Genomic DNA, 15034 nt, shown 5'->3' with positions numbered 1-15034 from the left:
TTAATATGGTTAAACAGATAAGAAAAAACCCCGGAGCAAGCTCCAGGGTTTGAGGTACAGACAAACGCTTCAACAGCAGTGACTTACTTGTCGCCCAACTGCTCTGACATGGTGTTACCCGGGTTTGGCGTACGCGGTTCATCGACCGGACGCGGCGCACGCGGGGTGCCATTGTTGTCAGAATTGTTAGACGCACCTGGGTCTTCCCAGCCTGCTGGCGGACGCACTTCGCGGCGAGCCATCAGGTCGTCAATCTGCGGAGCATCGATGGTCTCATATTTCATGAGCGCATCTTTCATCGAATGCAGAATGTCCATATTGTCGTTCAGGATCTGACGGGCGCGAGCGTAGTTACGCTCAATCAGCGCTTTCACTTCCTGGTCGATGATACGTGCCGTTTCATCGGACATATGTTTCGCTTTAGCCACAGAGCGGCCCAGGAATACTTCGCCCTCTTCCTCTGCATACAGCAGCGGACCGAGTTTGTCGGAGAAGCCCCACTGCGTCACCATGTTACGCGCCAGGTTTGTCGCCACTTTAATGTCGTTCGACGCACCGGTGGAAACATGTTCCGCACCGTAGATAATCTCTTCCGCCAGACGACCGCCGTACAGGGTTGAAATCTGGCTTTCCAGCTTCTGACGGCTGGCGCTGATTGCGTCGCCTTCAGGCAGGAAGAAGGTCACACCCAATGCACGACCGCGCGGAATAATCGTCACCTTGTGTACCGGATCGTGTTCCGGCACCAGACGGCCAATAATCGCGTGACCTGCTTCGTGGTACGCCGTGGACTCTTTCTGCGCTTCCGTCATCACCATGGAGCGACGTTCCGCACCCATCATGATTTTGTCTTTCGCTTTCTCGAACTCCACCATGGACACCACGCGCTTGTTACCGCGAGCGGCGAACAGTGCAGCTTCGTTGACCAGGTTAGCCAGGTCTGCACCGGAGAAGCCTGGAGTACCGCGCGCAATGATAGCCGCGTCGATATCTGGCGCCAGCGGTACGCGACGCATGTGCACTTTCAGAATCTGTTCACGACCACGAACATCCGGCAGACCGACCACAACCTGACGGTCGAAACGACCTGGACGCAGCAGCGCAGGGTCAAGTACGTCCGGACGGTTAGTTGCCGCGATAACGATAATACCTTCGTTACCTTCGAAGCCGTCCATCTCAACCAGCATCTGGTTCAGGGTCTGCTCACGCTCATCGTGACCACCGCCCAGGCCCGCGCCACGCTGGCGGCCTACGGCGTCGATTTCATCGATGAAGATGATGCACGGTGCTGCTTTCTTGGCCTGCTCGAACATGTCACGCACGCGAGATGCACCAACACCCACGAACATTTCAACGAAGTCAGAACCTGAAATAGTAAAGAACGGCACCTTCGCTTCACCCGCGATGGCTTTCGCCAGCAGGGTTTTACCGGTACCCGGAGGGCCGACCATCAGGACGCCTTTCGGGATCTTACCGCCCAGTTTCTGGAAACGGCTCGGCTCACGCAGGTATTCAACCAGTTCACCAACCTCTTCTTTCGCTTCGTCGCAGCCTGCAACATCAGCAAACGTGGTTTTGATCTGGTCTTCCGTTAGCATACGCGCCTTGCTCTTACCGAACGACATGGCACCTTTGCCACCGCCGCCCTGCATCTGGCGCATAAAGAAGATCCAGACGCCAATAAGCAGCAGCATCGGGAACCAGGAAATGAAGATAGAAGCCAGCAGGCTTGGTTCTTCTGGCGGCTCGCCTACCACTTTGACGTTTTTGGTCAGAAGGTTATCAAGCAGCTTAGGATCGTTCACCGGGATGTAAGTCGTGTAACGGTTACTATCTTTCTTGGTAACGTTGATCTCACGTCCGTTGATACGCGCTTCGCGAACCTGGTCCTGATTGACCTCTTGCAGGAAGGTAGAATAATCCACCTTGCGGCCATTCGACTCGCTGGGCCCAAAGCTCTGGAATACTGACATCAGCACAACGGCAATGACCAGCCAGAGTATTAGGTTTTTCGCCATGTCACTCAAGGGATTAACCTCATATTACAACTGTGTTAAAAACAGCGTCAGGATACTCTATATCCAGTTTCATTCAAACTTTCGTCTGAAATCTCCCGGTTATCATTTTCGCCCGGTCGCTACAATATACACTTCACGGGAACGGGCCCGGGAAGAGTCCGGCTTACGAACTTTGACCTTCGCAAACAGGGAGCGAATTTCCTTAAGATACTCCTCGAAACCTTCGCCCTGAAACACCTTCACAACAAAACTACCACCAGGCGCTAGTACATCACGACACATTTCTAACGCTAGCTCCACCAGATACATGGCGCGGGGGATATCCACCGCCGGTGTTCCGCACATATTTGGTGCCATATCCGACATGACAACCTGGACCTTGCTGTCACCAACATGATCAAGTAATGCTTTAAGCACTAATTCATCACGAAAGTCGCCCTGAAGGAAGTCGACACCAACGATGGGATCCATTGGTAAAAGATCGCATGCGATGATTCGTCCCGTTCCGCCGATCTGCGTAACCGCATACTGGGACCATCCGCCAGGTGCCGCACCGAGGTCGACTACCGTCATTCCCGGTTTAAAAAGTTTGTCACTTTGCTGTATTTCATCAAGTTTAAACCAGGCGCGGGAACGCAACCCCTTTTTCTGCGCCTGTTGAACATATTTATCGCTAAAGTGTTCCTGAAGCCAGCGGCTGGAGCTGGCAGAACGCTTTTTACCTGTCATTTAACATTTCCGTCCTGGTTCATCGTTGCTTGCCTGTGACGTAAATTTCTACGCAGCTATTTGGCGATATTAGGGAGATGGCGGTAGAATGAACCGTTTTCAATCCCAACGTAAGCAAAAATATACGATGAATCTGAGTACTAAACAAAAACAGCACCTTAAAGGTCTGGCACATCCGCTCAAGCCTGTAGTTATGCTTGGCAACAATGGTTTGACCGAAGGGGTGCTTGCCGAGATTGAACAAGCGCTGGAACACCACGAGCTGATCAAGGTGAAAATCGCCTCTGAAGACAGAGACACTAAAAACCTGATCGTGGAAGCCATCGTGCGCGAAACCGGCGCCTGTAATGTACAGGTCATCGGTAAAACGCTGGTGCTCTATCGCCCATCTAAAGAGCGTAAAATCTCGCTGCCACGTTAAGGATATCCTGAATCAATCACATTTTCTGTGTGAAACGAGGGATTTCTTTCAGCAGGCGAGCAAAATGCCATGCTCCTTGAGTTGATAAAAGGCCGCTATGCGGCCTTTTTCTTTTCTTTACAATGTATCAACATCTTAGAAGAGAAGCGAATTACAGGTATTCAACCTTAGTAATTTCGTATTCCACTTCGCCGCCCGGGGTGCGGATAGTCACAACATCGTCCTGCTCTTTGCCAATCAGGCCGCGAGCGATCGGGGAATTCACCGAAATCAGGTTCTGTTTAAAGTCCGCTTCGTCATCACCCACGATGCGGTAGGTTTGTTCTTCGTCGTTGTCCAGATTCAGGACGGTGACGGTAGAGCCGAAGATCACGCGACCGTTGTTTGGCATTTTAGTGATATCGATAACCTGCGCGTTGGACAGTTTCGCTTCGATATCTTTGATGCGCCCCTCGCAGAAGCCCTGCTGCTCACGCGCCGCGTGGTATTCAGCATTCTCTTTCAGGTCGCCATGCTCACGCGCATCCGCGATAGCGGCGATGATTTCAGGGCGACGTACGGATTTCAGAAAATCCAGCTCTTCGCGCAGTTTTTCGGCACCACGTAAGGTCATCGGAATAGCTTGCATTTGTTATACCTCTTAAACATTCCTGTTGGGAGCAGTGTTCCCTGCTCCTGCCCCCCGAAGCGGGCAAGAAGCAAAAAGAAAACCGACCCGGGAGCGGCGCCCCAGGTCAGCAGCAATTTTTCAATTTGATACGCATTTTACCGCGAAGTTCACTATGGGTCATCGTTTACTTTACAGTGCCATGCACCGTAGTATGACGGTTTGTTTTCGGGTTGTTAGCGCGAGATTATGCGATTTTCCAGTTTTATCATCGGATTGACCACCAGTATAACGTTCACCGTTCAGGCCGCGAATGTTGATGAGTACATTAATCAGCTGCCCGCCGGCGCGAACCTTGCCCTGATGGTGCAAAAGGTTGGCGCGCAGGCTCCCGAGATTGACTATCACAGTCAACAGATGGCGCTGCCTGCGAGTACCCAGAAGGTGATCACTGCCCTCGCCGCCCTGCTCCAGCTCGGGCCTGACTTCCGTTTTACCACCACCCTTGAAACCAAAGGTAACGTCGCGGGTGGCGAACTGAAAGGCGATCTTATCGCCCGTTTTGGTGGCGATCCCACCTTTAAGCGGCAGGATGTCCGCAACATGGTGACGGCGCTAAAAAAATCCGGCGTGACAAAAATCGACGGTAACGTCCTGATCGACACCTCCATTTTCGCCAGCCACGATAAAGCACCCGGCTGGCCGTGGAATGACATGACGCAGTGCTTTAGCGCCCCGCCAGCCGCCGCAATCGTCGACCGTAACTGCTTCTCCGTTTCGCTTTACAGCGCGCCTAAGCCCAATGACTTAGCGTTTATCCGCGTTGCCTCTTATTACCCGGTCACGATGTTCAGCCAGGTACGGACGCTGGCGAAAGGCTCCCCGGAGGCGCAGTATTGCGAGCTGGACGTGGTACCGGGCGATCTCAACCGCTATACGCTCACCGGCTGCCTGACCCAACGGGCTGACCCGCTGCCGCTGGCCTTCGCCATTCAGGACGGTGCGGGCTATGCCGGGGCCATTTTCAAAGACGAACTGAAGCAGGCGGGTATCACCTACACCGGAACGCTGCTGCGCCAGACGCAGGTGAATGAGCCAGGCACGGTGATCGCCAGCAAACAGTCTGCGCCACTGCATGATTTGCTTAAGATTATGCTGAAAAAGTCGGATAACATGATTGCCGACACGGTGTTCCGCATGATTGGGCACGCGCGCTTTGGCGTGCCTGGCACCTGGCGGGCCGGTTCTGACGCCGTACGTCAGATCCTGCGCCAGCAGGCGGGTATCGATCTGGGCAATACGATCGCCGTCGATGGTTCCGGTTTATCGCGCCATAACCTGATCTCCCCGGCAACCATGATGCAGGTATTGCAGTACATCGCTCAGCATGACGCTGAGCTAAACTTCATCACAATGCTGCCGCTGGCCGGACACGACGGTTCACTTCAGTACCGCGCGGGGCTTCACGCTGCGGGCGTGGATGGCAAAGTGTCAGCCAAAACGGGTTCCTTGCAGGGTGTTTACAACCTTGCCGGTTTCATCACGACAGCCAGCGGGCAACGTATGGCATTTGTGCAGTATCTCTCCGGGTATGCCGTCGAACCGGCCGACCAGCGCAATCGTCGTATTCCACTGGTGCGTTTCGAAAGCAGGCTCTATAAGGACATCTACCAGAATAACTAGCGATGAAACTACTCATAGTTGAAGACGATCTGTTATTGCAGGAAGGGTTAGCGCTGGCGCTGGGGAATGAAGGCTACGCTCTGGATTGTGCCGCCACGGCCGCTGAAGCAGATGCCCTGATCCAGAGCGGAGAATACAGCCTGGTGATCCTGGACTTGGGCCTGCCAGATAAAGACGGCGCGGCGCTGCTCTGCCAGTGGCGTCGTCGCGGAGTGGAGAATCCCGTATTGATTCTTACCGCCCGCGATGCCATTGAAGACAGAATTAACGGGCTGGATTCCGGGGCTGACGATTATCTGGTAAAACCCTTCGCCCTTGCCGAGCTACAGGCGCGCGTACGGGCACTGATTCGGCGCTATCAGGGCCATAGCGACAACCTGCTGACGGACGGGGATATCACCCTTAATCTGCAAACCCAGCAGGTGCTTCGCCAGTCTCAGCCTGTAGAAGTGACGCCAAAAGAGTTCGCTCTGCTGACGCGCCTGATCATGCGCAGCGGGCAGACCGTGCACCGCGAGACGCTGCAACAGGACATCTACTCCTGGCAGGACGATCCGGGTTCAAACACGCTTGAAGTGCACATTCATAATCTGCGGCGCAAGCTCGGTAAAGATCGTATCAAAACCGTACGCGGCGTAGGTTACCGTCTGGAGAGCCAGAAATGAACAGTATGCGCCGGCGATTAATGGTGTTGCTGGCGGTGATACTGCTCTTTTTTCAACTGATTAGCGTGGTCTGGCTGTGGCATGAGAGCCGCGAGCAAATCGGTTTTCTGGTGAACGAAACGTTGTCTGCAAAAGCGCGCAACAACCATGTTGAAAAAGAGATCCGCGAAGCCATTGCCTCCCTGCTGGTCCCTTCTCTGGTAATGGTCGGTTTTACACTTTTTTTCTCATTCTGGGCAGTCACCTGGATCACCCGGCCACTCAACCAACTTCGCGCCAGCCTTGCGAACCGCTCGGCGGATAATCTGACTCCCCTGCCGATCTATTCGGATATGGAAGAGATAGGCGCGGTAACCGCGTCGCTTAATCAACTGCTCGCCCGACTGGACCACACTATCCAGCAGGAACGCCTGTTCACCGCCGATGCGGCGCATGAGTTACGAACGCCGCTTGCGGGGATCAGGCTTCATCTTGAACTGATGGCCCAGTCTGGTTCTGCGCAGGCCACGCCACTGATAAGCCGTATCGACCAGCTGATGCATACGGTAGAACAGCTGCTGATGCTGGCGCGTGCCGGACAGGCGATGGCCAGCGGCCATTACGATACCGTGAACTGGACAGAGACTATTATTACCCCGCTCAGACTGGAGCATGAAGCTAAAGAGCATACGGTGATATGGCCTGCTGAAAGCACGCTGACGGTGCAGGGAGATGCCGTTCTGTTACGTCTGATGTTAAGAAACCTTCTGGAGAATGCCGCCCGCTACAGCCCGGCAGGCACAACCATTGAAGTGGCATTAACGGCGACGGAAGGCGGTACCCGGGTCAGCGTTGCCGATCAGGGGCCGGGTATTGATGAGGCGCACCGACAGTCGATTACTGAACCCTTCCGACGTCTCGACCAGCGCTACGGCGGCAGCGGCCTTGGGCTGAGCATTGTACAGCGTATCGTGCAGCTCCATCATGGTCATTTAACGCTGGAGAACGGTGCTGAGGGCGGCTTAATCGCCAGCTGCTGGCTACCCGCGAGGATAGGATAAAAAAAGCCCCGTAAGGGGCTTTATGCAGGGCTTAGTGCTTGTAAATGAACTCGACGCCTTCTTCGTCGTCTTCATCCCAGTCATCGTCCCAGTCTTCATCATCCTCTTCCGCTTCCAGCTCTTCGAGCTGCTGGCGGTGGTAGTCATCCCACATGAATTCGACTTTTTCAGGCTGTTTCGCTTCTTCTGCCTGAACAACCGGATTCTCGATGATAAAGGTCATTACATCCCAGCAGAGTTCTTTCACGCCAACCTGGCTGGCGGCAGAGATCAGATAGTACTTATCTTCCCAGCCCATTGCTTCGGCAATCGCTTTTGCTTTCGCTTCAGCTTCCGCTTTGTCCATCAGGTCGATCTTGTTGAACACCAGCCAGCGTGGTTTTTCCGCCAGTTTTTCACTGTATTTTTCCAGCTCGCCGATAATGATACGGGCGTTTTCAACCGGGTCGGAACCGTCGATTGGATCAATATCGATGAGATGCAACAGTACGCGGCAACGCTCAAGGTGCTTCAGGAAGCGAATACCCAAACCAGCGCCTTCTGCCGCCCCTTCAATCAGACCCGGAATGTCAGCTACCACGAAGCTCTTTTCGTTATCCATACGGACAACGCCCAGGCTCGGCACCAGCGTAGTGAACGGATAGTCCGCCACTTTTGGTTTCGCCGCAGACACCGCACGGATAAACGTTGATTTACCGGCGTTTGGCATACCCAGCATACCTACGTCTGCCAACAGCATCAGTTCAAGTTGCAGGTCGCGCTTATCGCCCGGGGTACCCATTGTTTTCTGACGCGGAGTACGGTTAACGGACGATTTGAAACGGCTGTTACCCAGACCGTGCCAGCCACCTTTCGCCACCATCAGACGCTGACCGTGTTTGGTCATATCACCCATGGTTTCGCCCGTGCCCTGATCGATGACACGCGTACCCACCGGCACTTTGATCGTCACGTCTTTACCGCGTTTACCGGTACAGTCGCGGCTCTGGCCGTTCTGGCCACGCTCGGCGCGGAAAGATTTTTCGAAACGGTAGTCGATCAGCGTGTTGAGGTTTTCATCCGCCTCCAGCCACACGTCACCGCCGTCACCGCCGTCACCGCCGTCAGGACCGCCACGAGGAATATACTTTTCACGGCGGAAGCTTACACAACCGTTACCGCCATCACCTGCCACGACCAGAATCGTCGCTTCATCAACAAACTTCATTTTACTCTCCGTAACTCATTCGCCTGAGCGGGGGACTATTACAACCGCTTCATTTTTGCGCCAACGTCCCCAGAGACGATGACCAATGGCGGAATACATCGCGCCCGCAACCACGACAAACGCACCGAGATAACCCAACAGGTTGAGCATCGGCTTGACGAAGACATCGGGCCAGGCCATTGATAACAAATCTGAAAATAACAGCGTAAACAGCGGGGTAAGCGTGATTAGGGCGCTCACCTGTGCTGCCTGCCAGCGCGCCATGGCTTCCGCCAGCGCGCCGTAACCAACCAGCGTATTCAGCCCACAAAAAATGAGGCACGCCAGTTGCCAGTCGCTGAGCTGGGTAATCACACCCGGCTTCGCTAACGGCAATAATGCCAGTGTACACAAAGTGTACAGCAAAAAGAGGATCTGCTGTGAGGCAAGACGGCGCAATAACACCTTTTGCGCGACGCCATAACTCACCCAGACCGTTGCTGCACCCACCCCAAAAATGACACCCCAGGTGTAATCCGTCAGGCGGGTAAAAATCTCGATCAGGCTGGTGTTAAAGAACATCACCAGACCGCAAAGCAGCATGCTTGCCCCGATGATCTGCGTGCCGCGCATCTTCTCCTTGAGGATAAAGACGCTGGCGACCATCATGCCGACCGGTGAAAGTTGCCCAATCACCTGCGACGCTGTAGGGCTAAGATATTGCAGGGAAGAACTGAACAGAATGAAGTTCCCGAACAGACCGCCCGTCGCGATAGCCAGTAATACCAGCCAGCGCGGTTTTCGGAAGATGCGCAGCGGTGGCAGCTTACCTTTGACGGCCAGAATGGCGCCCAGGCCAATGCTTGCCATCAGGAAGCGATAAAACACCACCGTAGGCGGTTCCATCACTTCCAGTACCTGCTTCATTGCAATTGGCAGCGCACCCCAGCACATTGCGGTAGTGAGCGCCAAAAGAATACCAATGCCGGCCTGCTGCTTCATGCCCGTTTTCCCTACAGAAAATTTTCCGGGTTTCCAATGTAAAAAGCCCCGCAACACGTTGCGGGGCTTTAATCCGTTACCGGACCGAGAAAACCTTACTCAGCAACGATGCTGATGTATTTACGGTTGTTCGGGCCTTTAACTTCAAATTTCACTTTACCGTCTGCTTTAGCAAACAGAGTGTGGTCACGACCGCAACCTACGTTGGTACCCGCGTGGAACTTGGTGCCACGCTGACGAACGATGATGCTACCCGCCAGAACGGATTCGCCACCGAAACGCTTAACGCCCAGGCGTTTAGCTTCTGAATCGCGACCGTTACGTGTGGAGCCGCCAGCCTTTTTATGTGCCATTTAAATCTCTCCTCAGGTCTTAGGCGCTGATGCCAGTAATTTTCACATCAGTGAACCACTGACGGTGGCCCTGCTGCTTACGATAGTGTTTACGACGACGAAACTTAACGATTTTAACTTTCTCGCCACGACCGTGAGCAACAACTTCAGCTTTGATAACGCCGCCATCAACGAAAGGAACGCCGATTTTGACTTCTTCACCGTTTGCGATCATCAGAACTTCTGCGAACTCAACAGATTCGCCAGTTGCGATGTCCAGCTTTTCCAGGCGAACGGTCTGACCTTCGCTTACTCGGTGTTGTTTACCACCACTTTGGAAAACCGCGTACATATAAACTCCGCTTCCGCGCACATCCTCGTATGATTCAGAGTGCGCTATAAATATTCACAATAGGGCGCGAATATTACGCAAAACGCGAGCCTTTGACAAGTGCTACCATCAATACATGAAGAAAAAAAACACAACACGTACGGTAACGTTTATCTGAGCCGTTTTTTCAGTACAATCAGCAATACTATTTATAAACCGAAACCCTTTGTGTACCCATCTCGTGTGGGATAAACAGGATAAAAAGCCCGGCTTTTGCGATGAATTTAGAAAAAATCAATGAGTTAACCGCGCAAGATATGGCGGGTGTGAATGCAGCAATCCTGGAGCAACTCAACTCTGACGTTCAGCTGATCAATCAGTTGGGCTATTACATCGTCAGCGGCGGCGGTAAACGTATTCGTCCAATGATTGCCATTCTGGCCGCACGCGCGGTTGGCTATCAGGGGAACGCCCACGTCACAATCGCGGCGCTGATCGAATTTATCCACACCGCCACCCTGCTTCACGACGATGTTGTGGATGAATCAGACATGCGTCGGGGTAAAGCCACCGCCAACGCCGCGTTTGGTAATGCGGCAAGCGTTCTGGTCGGGGATTTTATCTATACCCGCGCTTTCCAGATGATGACCAGCCTTGGCTCGCTGAAGGTGCTGGAAGTGATGTCAGAAGCGGTGAACGTTATCGCTGAAGGCGAAGTCCTACAGTTGATGAACGTTAACGACCCGGACATCACCGAAGAAAACTACATGCGGGTGATTTACAGCAAGACCGCACGTCTGTTTGAAGCCGCCGCGCAGTGCTCCGGGATTCTGGCAGGCTGTAGCGAAGCGCAGGAAAAAGGGCTTCAGGACTATGGCCGCTATCTCGGTACCGCATTCCAGCTGATTGATGATTTGCTGGACTACAGCGCGGATGGCGAAACGCTCGGTAAAAACGTCGGTGATGACCTGAACGAAGGCAAGCCAACGCTGCCGCTGCTCCACGCGATGCACAATGGCACACCGGATCAGGCGAAAATGATCCGCGAGGCTATCGAGCAGGGAAATGGTCGCCATCTTCTGGAACCGGTACTGGAAACAATGGCAGTCTGTGGCTCCCTGGAATGGACGCGTCAGCGTGCAGAAGAAGAAGCAGACAAAGCCATCGCCGCCATTCAGGTCATTCCTGACAGCCCATGGCGCGATGCGCTAATCGGCCTCGCGCATATCGCCGTCCAGCGCGATCGTTAATCCTCTCCTCGTCTCCCTGCGATCCGCAGGGAGATTCCAGTACGCCCCAGTAAATTACATTTCCGTGTAAGCTCATCAGGTTACAGGCCGCATGTATAAAGCCATGCCTTATTCTGAATATTGCTTCTCGTAACATGAACTTTTTAGAACAGATGTTCTAAGTGAGTATAGTAATGCTGTCTTTTCACACGAAAAGGCGTGGACGATAACGAACACAAGGACAGCATTATGGATACAAAATTCATCGACTGGCATTCTGCTGACATTATTGCGGCACTGCGTAAAAAAGGGACATCGCTGGCTGCCGAATCACGTCGCAACGGATTGAGCTCGTCGACGCTGGCAAACGCACTGACCCGCCCATGGCCGAAGGGGGAGCTGATTATCGCGAGGGCGCTGGATACGCATCCGTGGGTGATATGGCCGTCACGCTACCACGATCCCATTACCCATGAATTTATCGACAGAACGCGCATGATGCGTCAGAGCAAAACGAAGAAAGCACATCAGGACTGATGCACCGGGATTTACAGGAACAGCAATCCCCCGGCCTGTTCTGGCAGGGGGGTGCCGGAACGATTACTCGCCCTTCACACGCTCGATATTCGCACCCAGCGCGCGCAGTTTGTCTTCAATGCGCTCGTAACCACGATCGATGTGGTAGATACGATCGACAACGGTAGTCCCTTCCGCAATACACCCTGCCAGTACCAGACTCGCAGACGCACGCAGATCGGTCGCCATCACCTGCGCACCGGACAGTTTTTCAACGCCGTGACAGATGACCGTGTTGCTTTCAATCTCAGCATGCGCCCCCATACGGATCAGCTCCGGGACATGCATGAAACGGTTTTCGAAGATGGTTTCCGTGATGAAGCCCGTGCCTTCGGCCACCAGGTTCAGCAGGGTGAACTGCGCCTGCATATCCGTCGGGAAGGCCGGGTGTGGCGCAGTGCGCACGTTAACGGCTTTAGGACGCTGCCCGTGCATATCCAGGCTTATCCAGTCTTCACCAATTTCAATGTCTGCGCCCGCATCGCGCAGCTTCGCCAGCACCGCATCCAGGGTATCCGGCTGTGCGTTGCGGCAGACAATCTTACCGCCAGAAATGGCCGCCGCCACCAGGAAGGTCCCGGTTTCGATACGGTCTGGCAGGACGCGGTACACGCCGCCACCCAGACGCTCAACGCCTTCGATGGTGATACGGTCCGTGCCCTGCCCGCTGATCTTCGCACCCAGTGCGACCAGGAAGTTCGCGGTGTCCACGATTTCCGGTTCACGCGCGGCGTTTTCGATGATGGTAGTGCCTTCTGCCAGCGTAGCAGCCGACATGATGGTCACCGTTGCGCCCACGCTCACTTTGTCCATGACAATGTGCGCGCCTTTCAGACGACCATTGACGGACGCTTTCACGTAGCCTTCTTCCAGCTTGATCTCCGCGCCCAGCTTTTCCAGGCCAAAGATATGCAGGTCGACGGGACGCGCGCCGATAGCGCATCCGCCCGGCAGTGAAACCTGCCCCTGACCGAAACGCGCCACCAGCGGCCCAAGGGCCCAGATGGAAGCACGCATGGTTTTCACCAGCTCATACGGTGCTGAGAAGTTGTTCACGTTGCTGGCATCGATCCAGACGGAACCGTTACGCTCCACTTTGGTGCCCAACTGGCCGAGCAACTTCATGGTCGTGTCGATATCTTTCAGCTTCGGTACGTTCTGGATCTCTACCGGCTCTTCTGCGAGCAGCGCAGCGAAAAGAATGGGCAGCGCGGCGTTTTTAGCGCCAGAAATTGTGACTTCGCCCTGGAGACGCGTGGGTCCCTGTACACGAAATTTATCCATTGTTTGCTCTCTTATAAATTCAACCGTGCTGCGGGCGCTTCGCCCCCAGCTCAAAAACCGTTTAGTTTGCGATCGCGTGCCCACTCCTGTGGGGTGAACGCTTTAATCGACAGGGCGTGAATGCGGTTGTCCGCAATGTATTCCATCAGCGGCGCGTACACAGCCTGCTGTTTTTTCACGCGACTCATTCCGTCGAACATCTCACCCACAGCAATAACCTGGAAGTGACTGCCATCGCCAGAGACGTGGGCTTCCTGAAGGGAGAGTGCATTCATCAGCACAGTCTGGATTTCATTATTTTCCATGGGGTCTACATCATCTGATAGTGAAAACAAGCCCAACATCTTAGAGCAAAGTGGCGCGGTCTTAAACAAGCAAAAAGCCCCGACGCATAAACTGTCGGGGCTTTCGGAAGTAACGTACTGAAAAAATTAGCGAGGTAATACGTCTTCGGGCAAATTGTAAAGCTGTGCAAGGGTGACGACGTTGTCGCTTACCCCCGTCAGGGTAACGCTGCTCCCCTGCTTTTTGCCAGTGGCAACCAGGTGCGCCAGCAGCGCAATACCGGCGGTATCTACCCGCGTGACGCCATGTAGATCAATCCGCGTCACGCCCTGCATCGCGTTATGGCGAGCGTCCCACAGCGGGTTAAGTAGATCCTGATCCAGCTCTCCCGTCAGCGTCAGCGTCTCGCCGTCTCGCGCCCAGCTAAGCTGCTGCGACATTACTTCTTCTCGTCCAGGGTAATTTTCTGACGAGAGATAGACTGAAGCTGAGCCGTCAGGCCATCAATACCTTTGGTGCGCAGCAGATCGCTCCACTCGTTCTGTTTAGTGGTGATCATGCTTACGCCTTCGGCGATCATGTCATACGCCTGCCAGTTTCCGGTCTGGCTGTTCTTACGCCACTGGAAGTCCAGGCGAACCGGCGGACGGCCGTTTGGATCGATAATTGTCACGCGGATAGGAATGATGGTGGCATCGCCCAGCGGCTGTTCAGGGGCAATCTGATAGGTCTGACCGTGATACATCGCCAGCGCCTGACCGTAAGCCTGTTTCAGGTATTCACGGAACGCCGCGAAGTAAGCCTCGCGCTGCGCCGGGGTCGCCTCTTTGTAATAACGGCCCAGCACCAGCGCGCCCGCATACTTGATCTGCACATACGGCAGCAGCTCCTGATCCACGACATCACGCAGATAGTCAGGGTTAGAGCGAATTTTGGGCTGTTCGTTTTTAAGACGGTCGAAGGTTTTCTTCGCAGCCTCATCCATCAGTTTGTACGGGTTACTCTGATCCGCAGCGTGTACCGCAGTCAGAGGGGCAATGACCAGCATGGCAACCATTAACAGTCGTTTAAACATGAATGACTTCTCCTGAAATTAATTCGTCGCGCCTGGCGTCGGTTCGACGTTGGTGTGGTCTTCACTCTGCGCAGGGGCATCGTCAGACTTTTTATCATCCCCTTTACTGTTGTAAAGGAACTGACCAATCATATCCTCCAGCACCATCGCTGACTTGGTATCCTGGATTACGCTACCGTCTTTAAGGATAGACGTTCCCAGCTCAGGATCTTCAAAACCAACGTTGAGGGCCAGATATTGCTCCCCCAGCAGGCCAGAAGTGCGGATAGAGAGCGAGCTGGTGTCAGGAATGTGGTTATAGCGCTCTTCGATATCCATCGCGACGCGCGGCAGATACGTTTTTTCATCAAGCGTAATGTCCGCTACACGTCCAATGACGACGCCACCAATACGCACCGGCGAGCGCGCCTTCAGGCCGCCGATATTATCGAAGGTCGCGTAGACGCGATACGTCGGCTCGGCGCGAACAGAGGTAATGTCCGCCGCTCGCAGGCAGATGAACAGCGCGGCCAGCAGCGCCAGAAGCAGAAACACGCCAACCCAAATTTCATTTTTTCTCGTTTGCATGAAC

Annotated in this window: 18 protein-coding genes; 6 read left to right on the top strand and 12 right to left on the bottom strand. The window is 54.1% G+C overall.

Annotated features, from left to right (window positions below):
- Positions 1-83: 83 nt before the first annotated feature.
- Entirely contained in the window at positions 84-2018 is a 1935-nt protein-coding gene (gene ftsH, locus A3466_RS13980) for an ATP-dependent zinc metalloprotease FtsH (RefSeq protein ID WP_003861810.1), read from the bottom strand.
- 102 nt (positions 2019-2120) lie between these two features.
- The gene (rlmE, locus tag A3466_RS13975) at positions 2121-2747 is read right to left on the bottom strand and encodes a 23S rRNA (uridine(2552)-2'-O)-methyltransferase RlmE (protein WP_063451044.1); all 627 of its coding nucleotides are present in this window, start codon (positions 2745-2747) and stop codon (positions 2121-2123) included.
- 127 nt (positions 2748-2874) lie between these two features.
- Here rlmE and yhbY point away from each other — a divergent pair, with 127 nt between their 5' ends.
- Entirely contained in the window at positions 2875-3168 is a 294-nt protein-coding gene (gene yhbY, locus A3466_RS13970) for a ribosome assembly RNA-binding protein YhbY (protein ID WP_003861814.1), read from the top strand.
- Between the two features lie 151 nt (positions 3169-3319).
- Here yhbY and greA read toward each other — a convergent pair whose 3' ends face one another.
- Complete coding sequence (gene greA, locus A3466_RS13965; RefSeq protein WP_063451043.1) at positions 3320-3796, bottom strand: transcription elongation factor GreA; 477 nt, start codon at positions 3794-3796, stop codon at positions 3320-3322.
- A gap of 228 nt (positions 3797-4024) precedes the next feature.
- On the opposite strand from greA, the gene dacB reads away from it, so the two are divergent.
- Genes dacB through pmrB form a run of 3 tightly spaced genes read left to right on the top strand, consistent with a single transcriptional unit; the run spans position 4025 to position 7163 of the window.
- Entirely contained in the window at positions 4025-5458 is a 1434-nt protein-coding gene (dacB, locus tag A3466_RS13960; protein WP_063451042.1) for a serine-type D-Ala-D-Ala carboxypeptidase, read from the top strand.
- Positions 5459-5460: 2 nt separating this feature from the next.
- The gene (gene pmrA / locus A3466_RS13955; protein ID WP_063451041.1) at positions 5461-6123 is read left to right on the top strand and encodes a two-component system response regulator PmrA; all 663 of its coding nucleotides are present in this window, start codon (positions 5461-5463) and stop codon (positions 6121-6123) included.
- Positions 6120-7163, top strand: coding sequence for a two-component system sensor histidine kinase PmrB (gene pmrB, locus A3466_RS13950; RefSeq protein WP_063451040.1), 1044 nt, complete (start codon positions 6120-6122; stop codon positions 7161-7163). The genes pmrA and pmrB overlap by 4 nt, the downstream gene beginning before the upstream one ends.
- Positions 7164-7194: 31 nt before the next feature.
- On the opposite strand, the gene cgtA is transcribed toward pmrB, so the two are convergent.
- From cgtA to rplU, 4 genes are all read right to left on the bottom strand, one after another.
- Positions 7195-8370 carry an Obg family GTPase CgtA gene (gene cgtA / locus A3466_RS13945; protein ID WP_063451039.1) on the bottom strand — a complete coding sequence of 392 codons (1176 nt, stop codon included), beginning with the start codon at positions 8368-8370 and terminating at the stop codon, positions 7195-7197.
- A 15-nt stretch (positions 8371-8385) separates the two neighbouring features.
- The gene (locus A3466_RS13940) at positions 8386-9351 is read right to left on the bottom strand and encodes a DMT family transporter (RefSeq protein ID WP_003861826.1); all 966 of its coding nucleotides are present in this window, start codon (positions 9349-9351) and stop codon (positions 8386-8388) included.
- Positions 9352-9446: 95 nt separating this feature from the next.
- On the bottom strand, positions 9447-9704 hold the full coding sequence (gene rpmA, locus A3466_RS13935) for a 50S ribosomal protein L27 (RefSeq protein WP_003861831.1): 258 nt from the start codon (positions 9702-9704) through the stop codon (positions 9447-9449).
- A 19-nt stretch (positions 9705-9723) separates the two neighbouring features.
- Positions 9724-10035: a 50S ribosomal protein L21 gene (rplU, locus tag A3466_RS13930; RefSeq protein ID WP_003025032.1), complete on the bottom strand. Its 312-nt coding sequence runs from the start codon at positions 10033-10035 to the stop codon at positions 9724-9726.
- A gap of 257 nt (positions 10036-10292) precedes the next feature.
- Between rplU and ispB the strand changes: the two genes are divergently transcribed.
- Together ispB and sfsB are read left to right on the top strand one after the other, a co-directional pair.
- Positions 10293-11264, top strand: coding sequence for an octaprenyl diphosphate synthase (ispB, locus tag A3466_RS13925; protein WP_063451038.1), 972 nt, complete (start codon positions 10293-10295; stop codon positions 11262-11264).
- A gap of 228 nt (positions 11265-11492) precedes the next feature.
- Positions 11493-11780: a DNA-binding transcriptional regulator SfsB gene (sfsB, locus tag A3466_RS13920; protein ID WP_063451240.1), complete on the top strand. Its 288-nt coding sequence runs from the start codon at positions 11493-11495 to the stop codon at positions 11778-11780.
- Between the two features lie 63 nt (positions 11781-11843).
- On the opposite strand, the gene murA is transcribed toward sfsB, so the two are convergent.
- From murA to mlaD, 5 genes are all read right to left on the bottom strand, one after another.
- Positions 11844-13103: a UDP-N-acetylglucosamine 1-carboxyvinyltransferase gene (gene murA, locus A3466_RS13915; protein ID WP_006812128.1), complete on the bottom strand. Its 1260-nt coding sequence runs from the start codon at positions 13101-13103 to the stop codon at positions 11844-11846.
- Between the two features lie 50 nt (positions 13104-13153).
- On the bottom strand, positions 13154-13408 hold the full coding sequence (gene ibaG / locus A3466_RS13910) for a BolA family iron metabolism protein IbaG (RefSeq protein ID WP_003861840.1): 255 nt from the start codon (positions 13406-13408) through the stop codon (positions 13154-13156).
- A 126-nt stretch (positions 13409-13534) separates the two neighbouring features.
- Entirely contained in the window at positions 13535-13828 is a 294-nt protein-coding gene (gene mlaB / locus A3466_RS13905; RefSeq protein ID WP_063451037.1) for a lipid asymmetry maintenance protein MlaB, read from the bottom strand.
- Positions 13828-14463 carry a phospholipid-binding protein MlaC gene (mlaC, locus tag A3466_RS13900; protein ID WP_063451036.1) on the bottom strand — a complete coding sequence of 212 codons (636 nt, stop codon included), beginning with the start codon at positions 14461-14463 and terminating at the stop codon, positions 13828-13830. The genes mlaB and mlaC overlap by 1 nt, the downstream gene beginning before the upstream one ends.
- Before the next feature lie 18 nt (positions 14464-14481).
- Positions 14482-15030, bottom strand: coding sequence for an outer membrane lipid asymmetry maintenance protein MlaD (mlaD, locus tag A3466_RS13895; protein WP_063451035.1), 549 nt, complete (start codon positions 15028-15030; stop codon positions 14482-14484).
- Between the last annotated feature and the right edge of the window lie 4 nt (positions 15031-15034).

The organism is Enterobacter genomosp. S (genome assembly GCF_001631805.1).
GTDB lineage: Bacteria > Pseudomonadota > Gammaproteobacteria > Enterobacterales > Enterobacteriaceae > Enterobacter > Enterobacter quasihormaechei.
The sequence above is the reverse complement of the archived record's forward strand: the minus strand, read 5'-3'. Positions and strand labels throughout refer to the sequence as shown.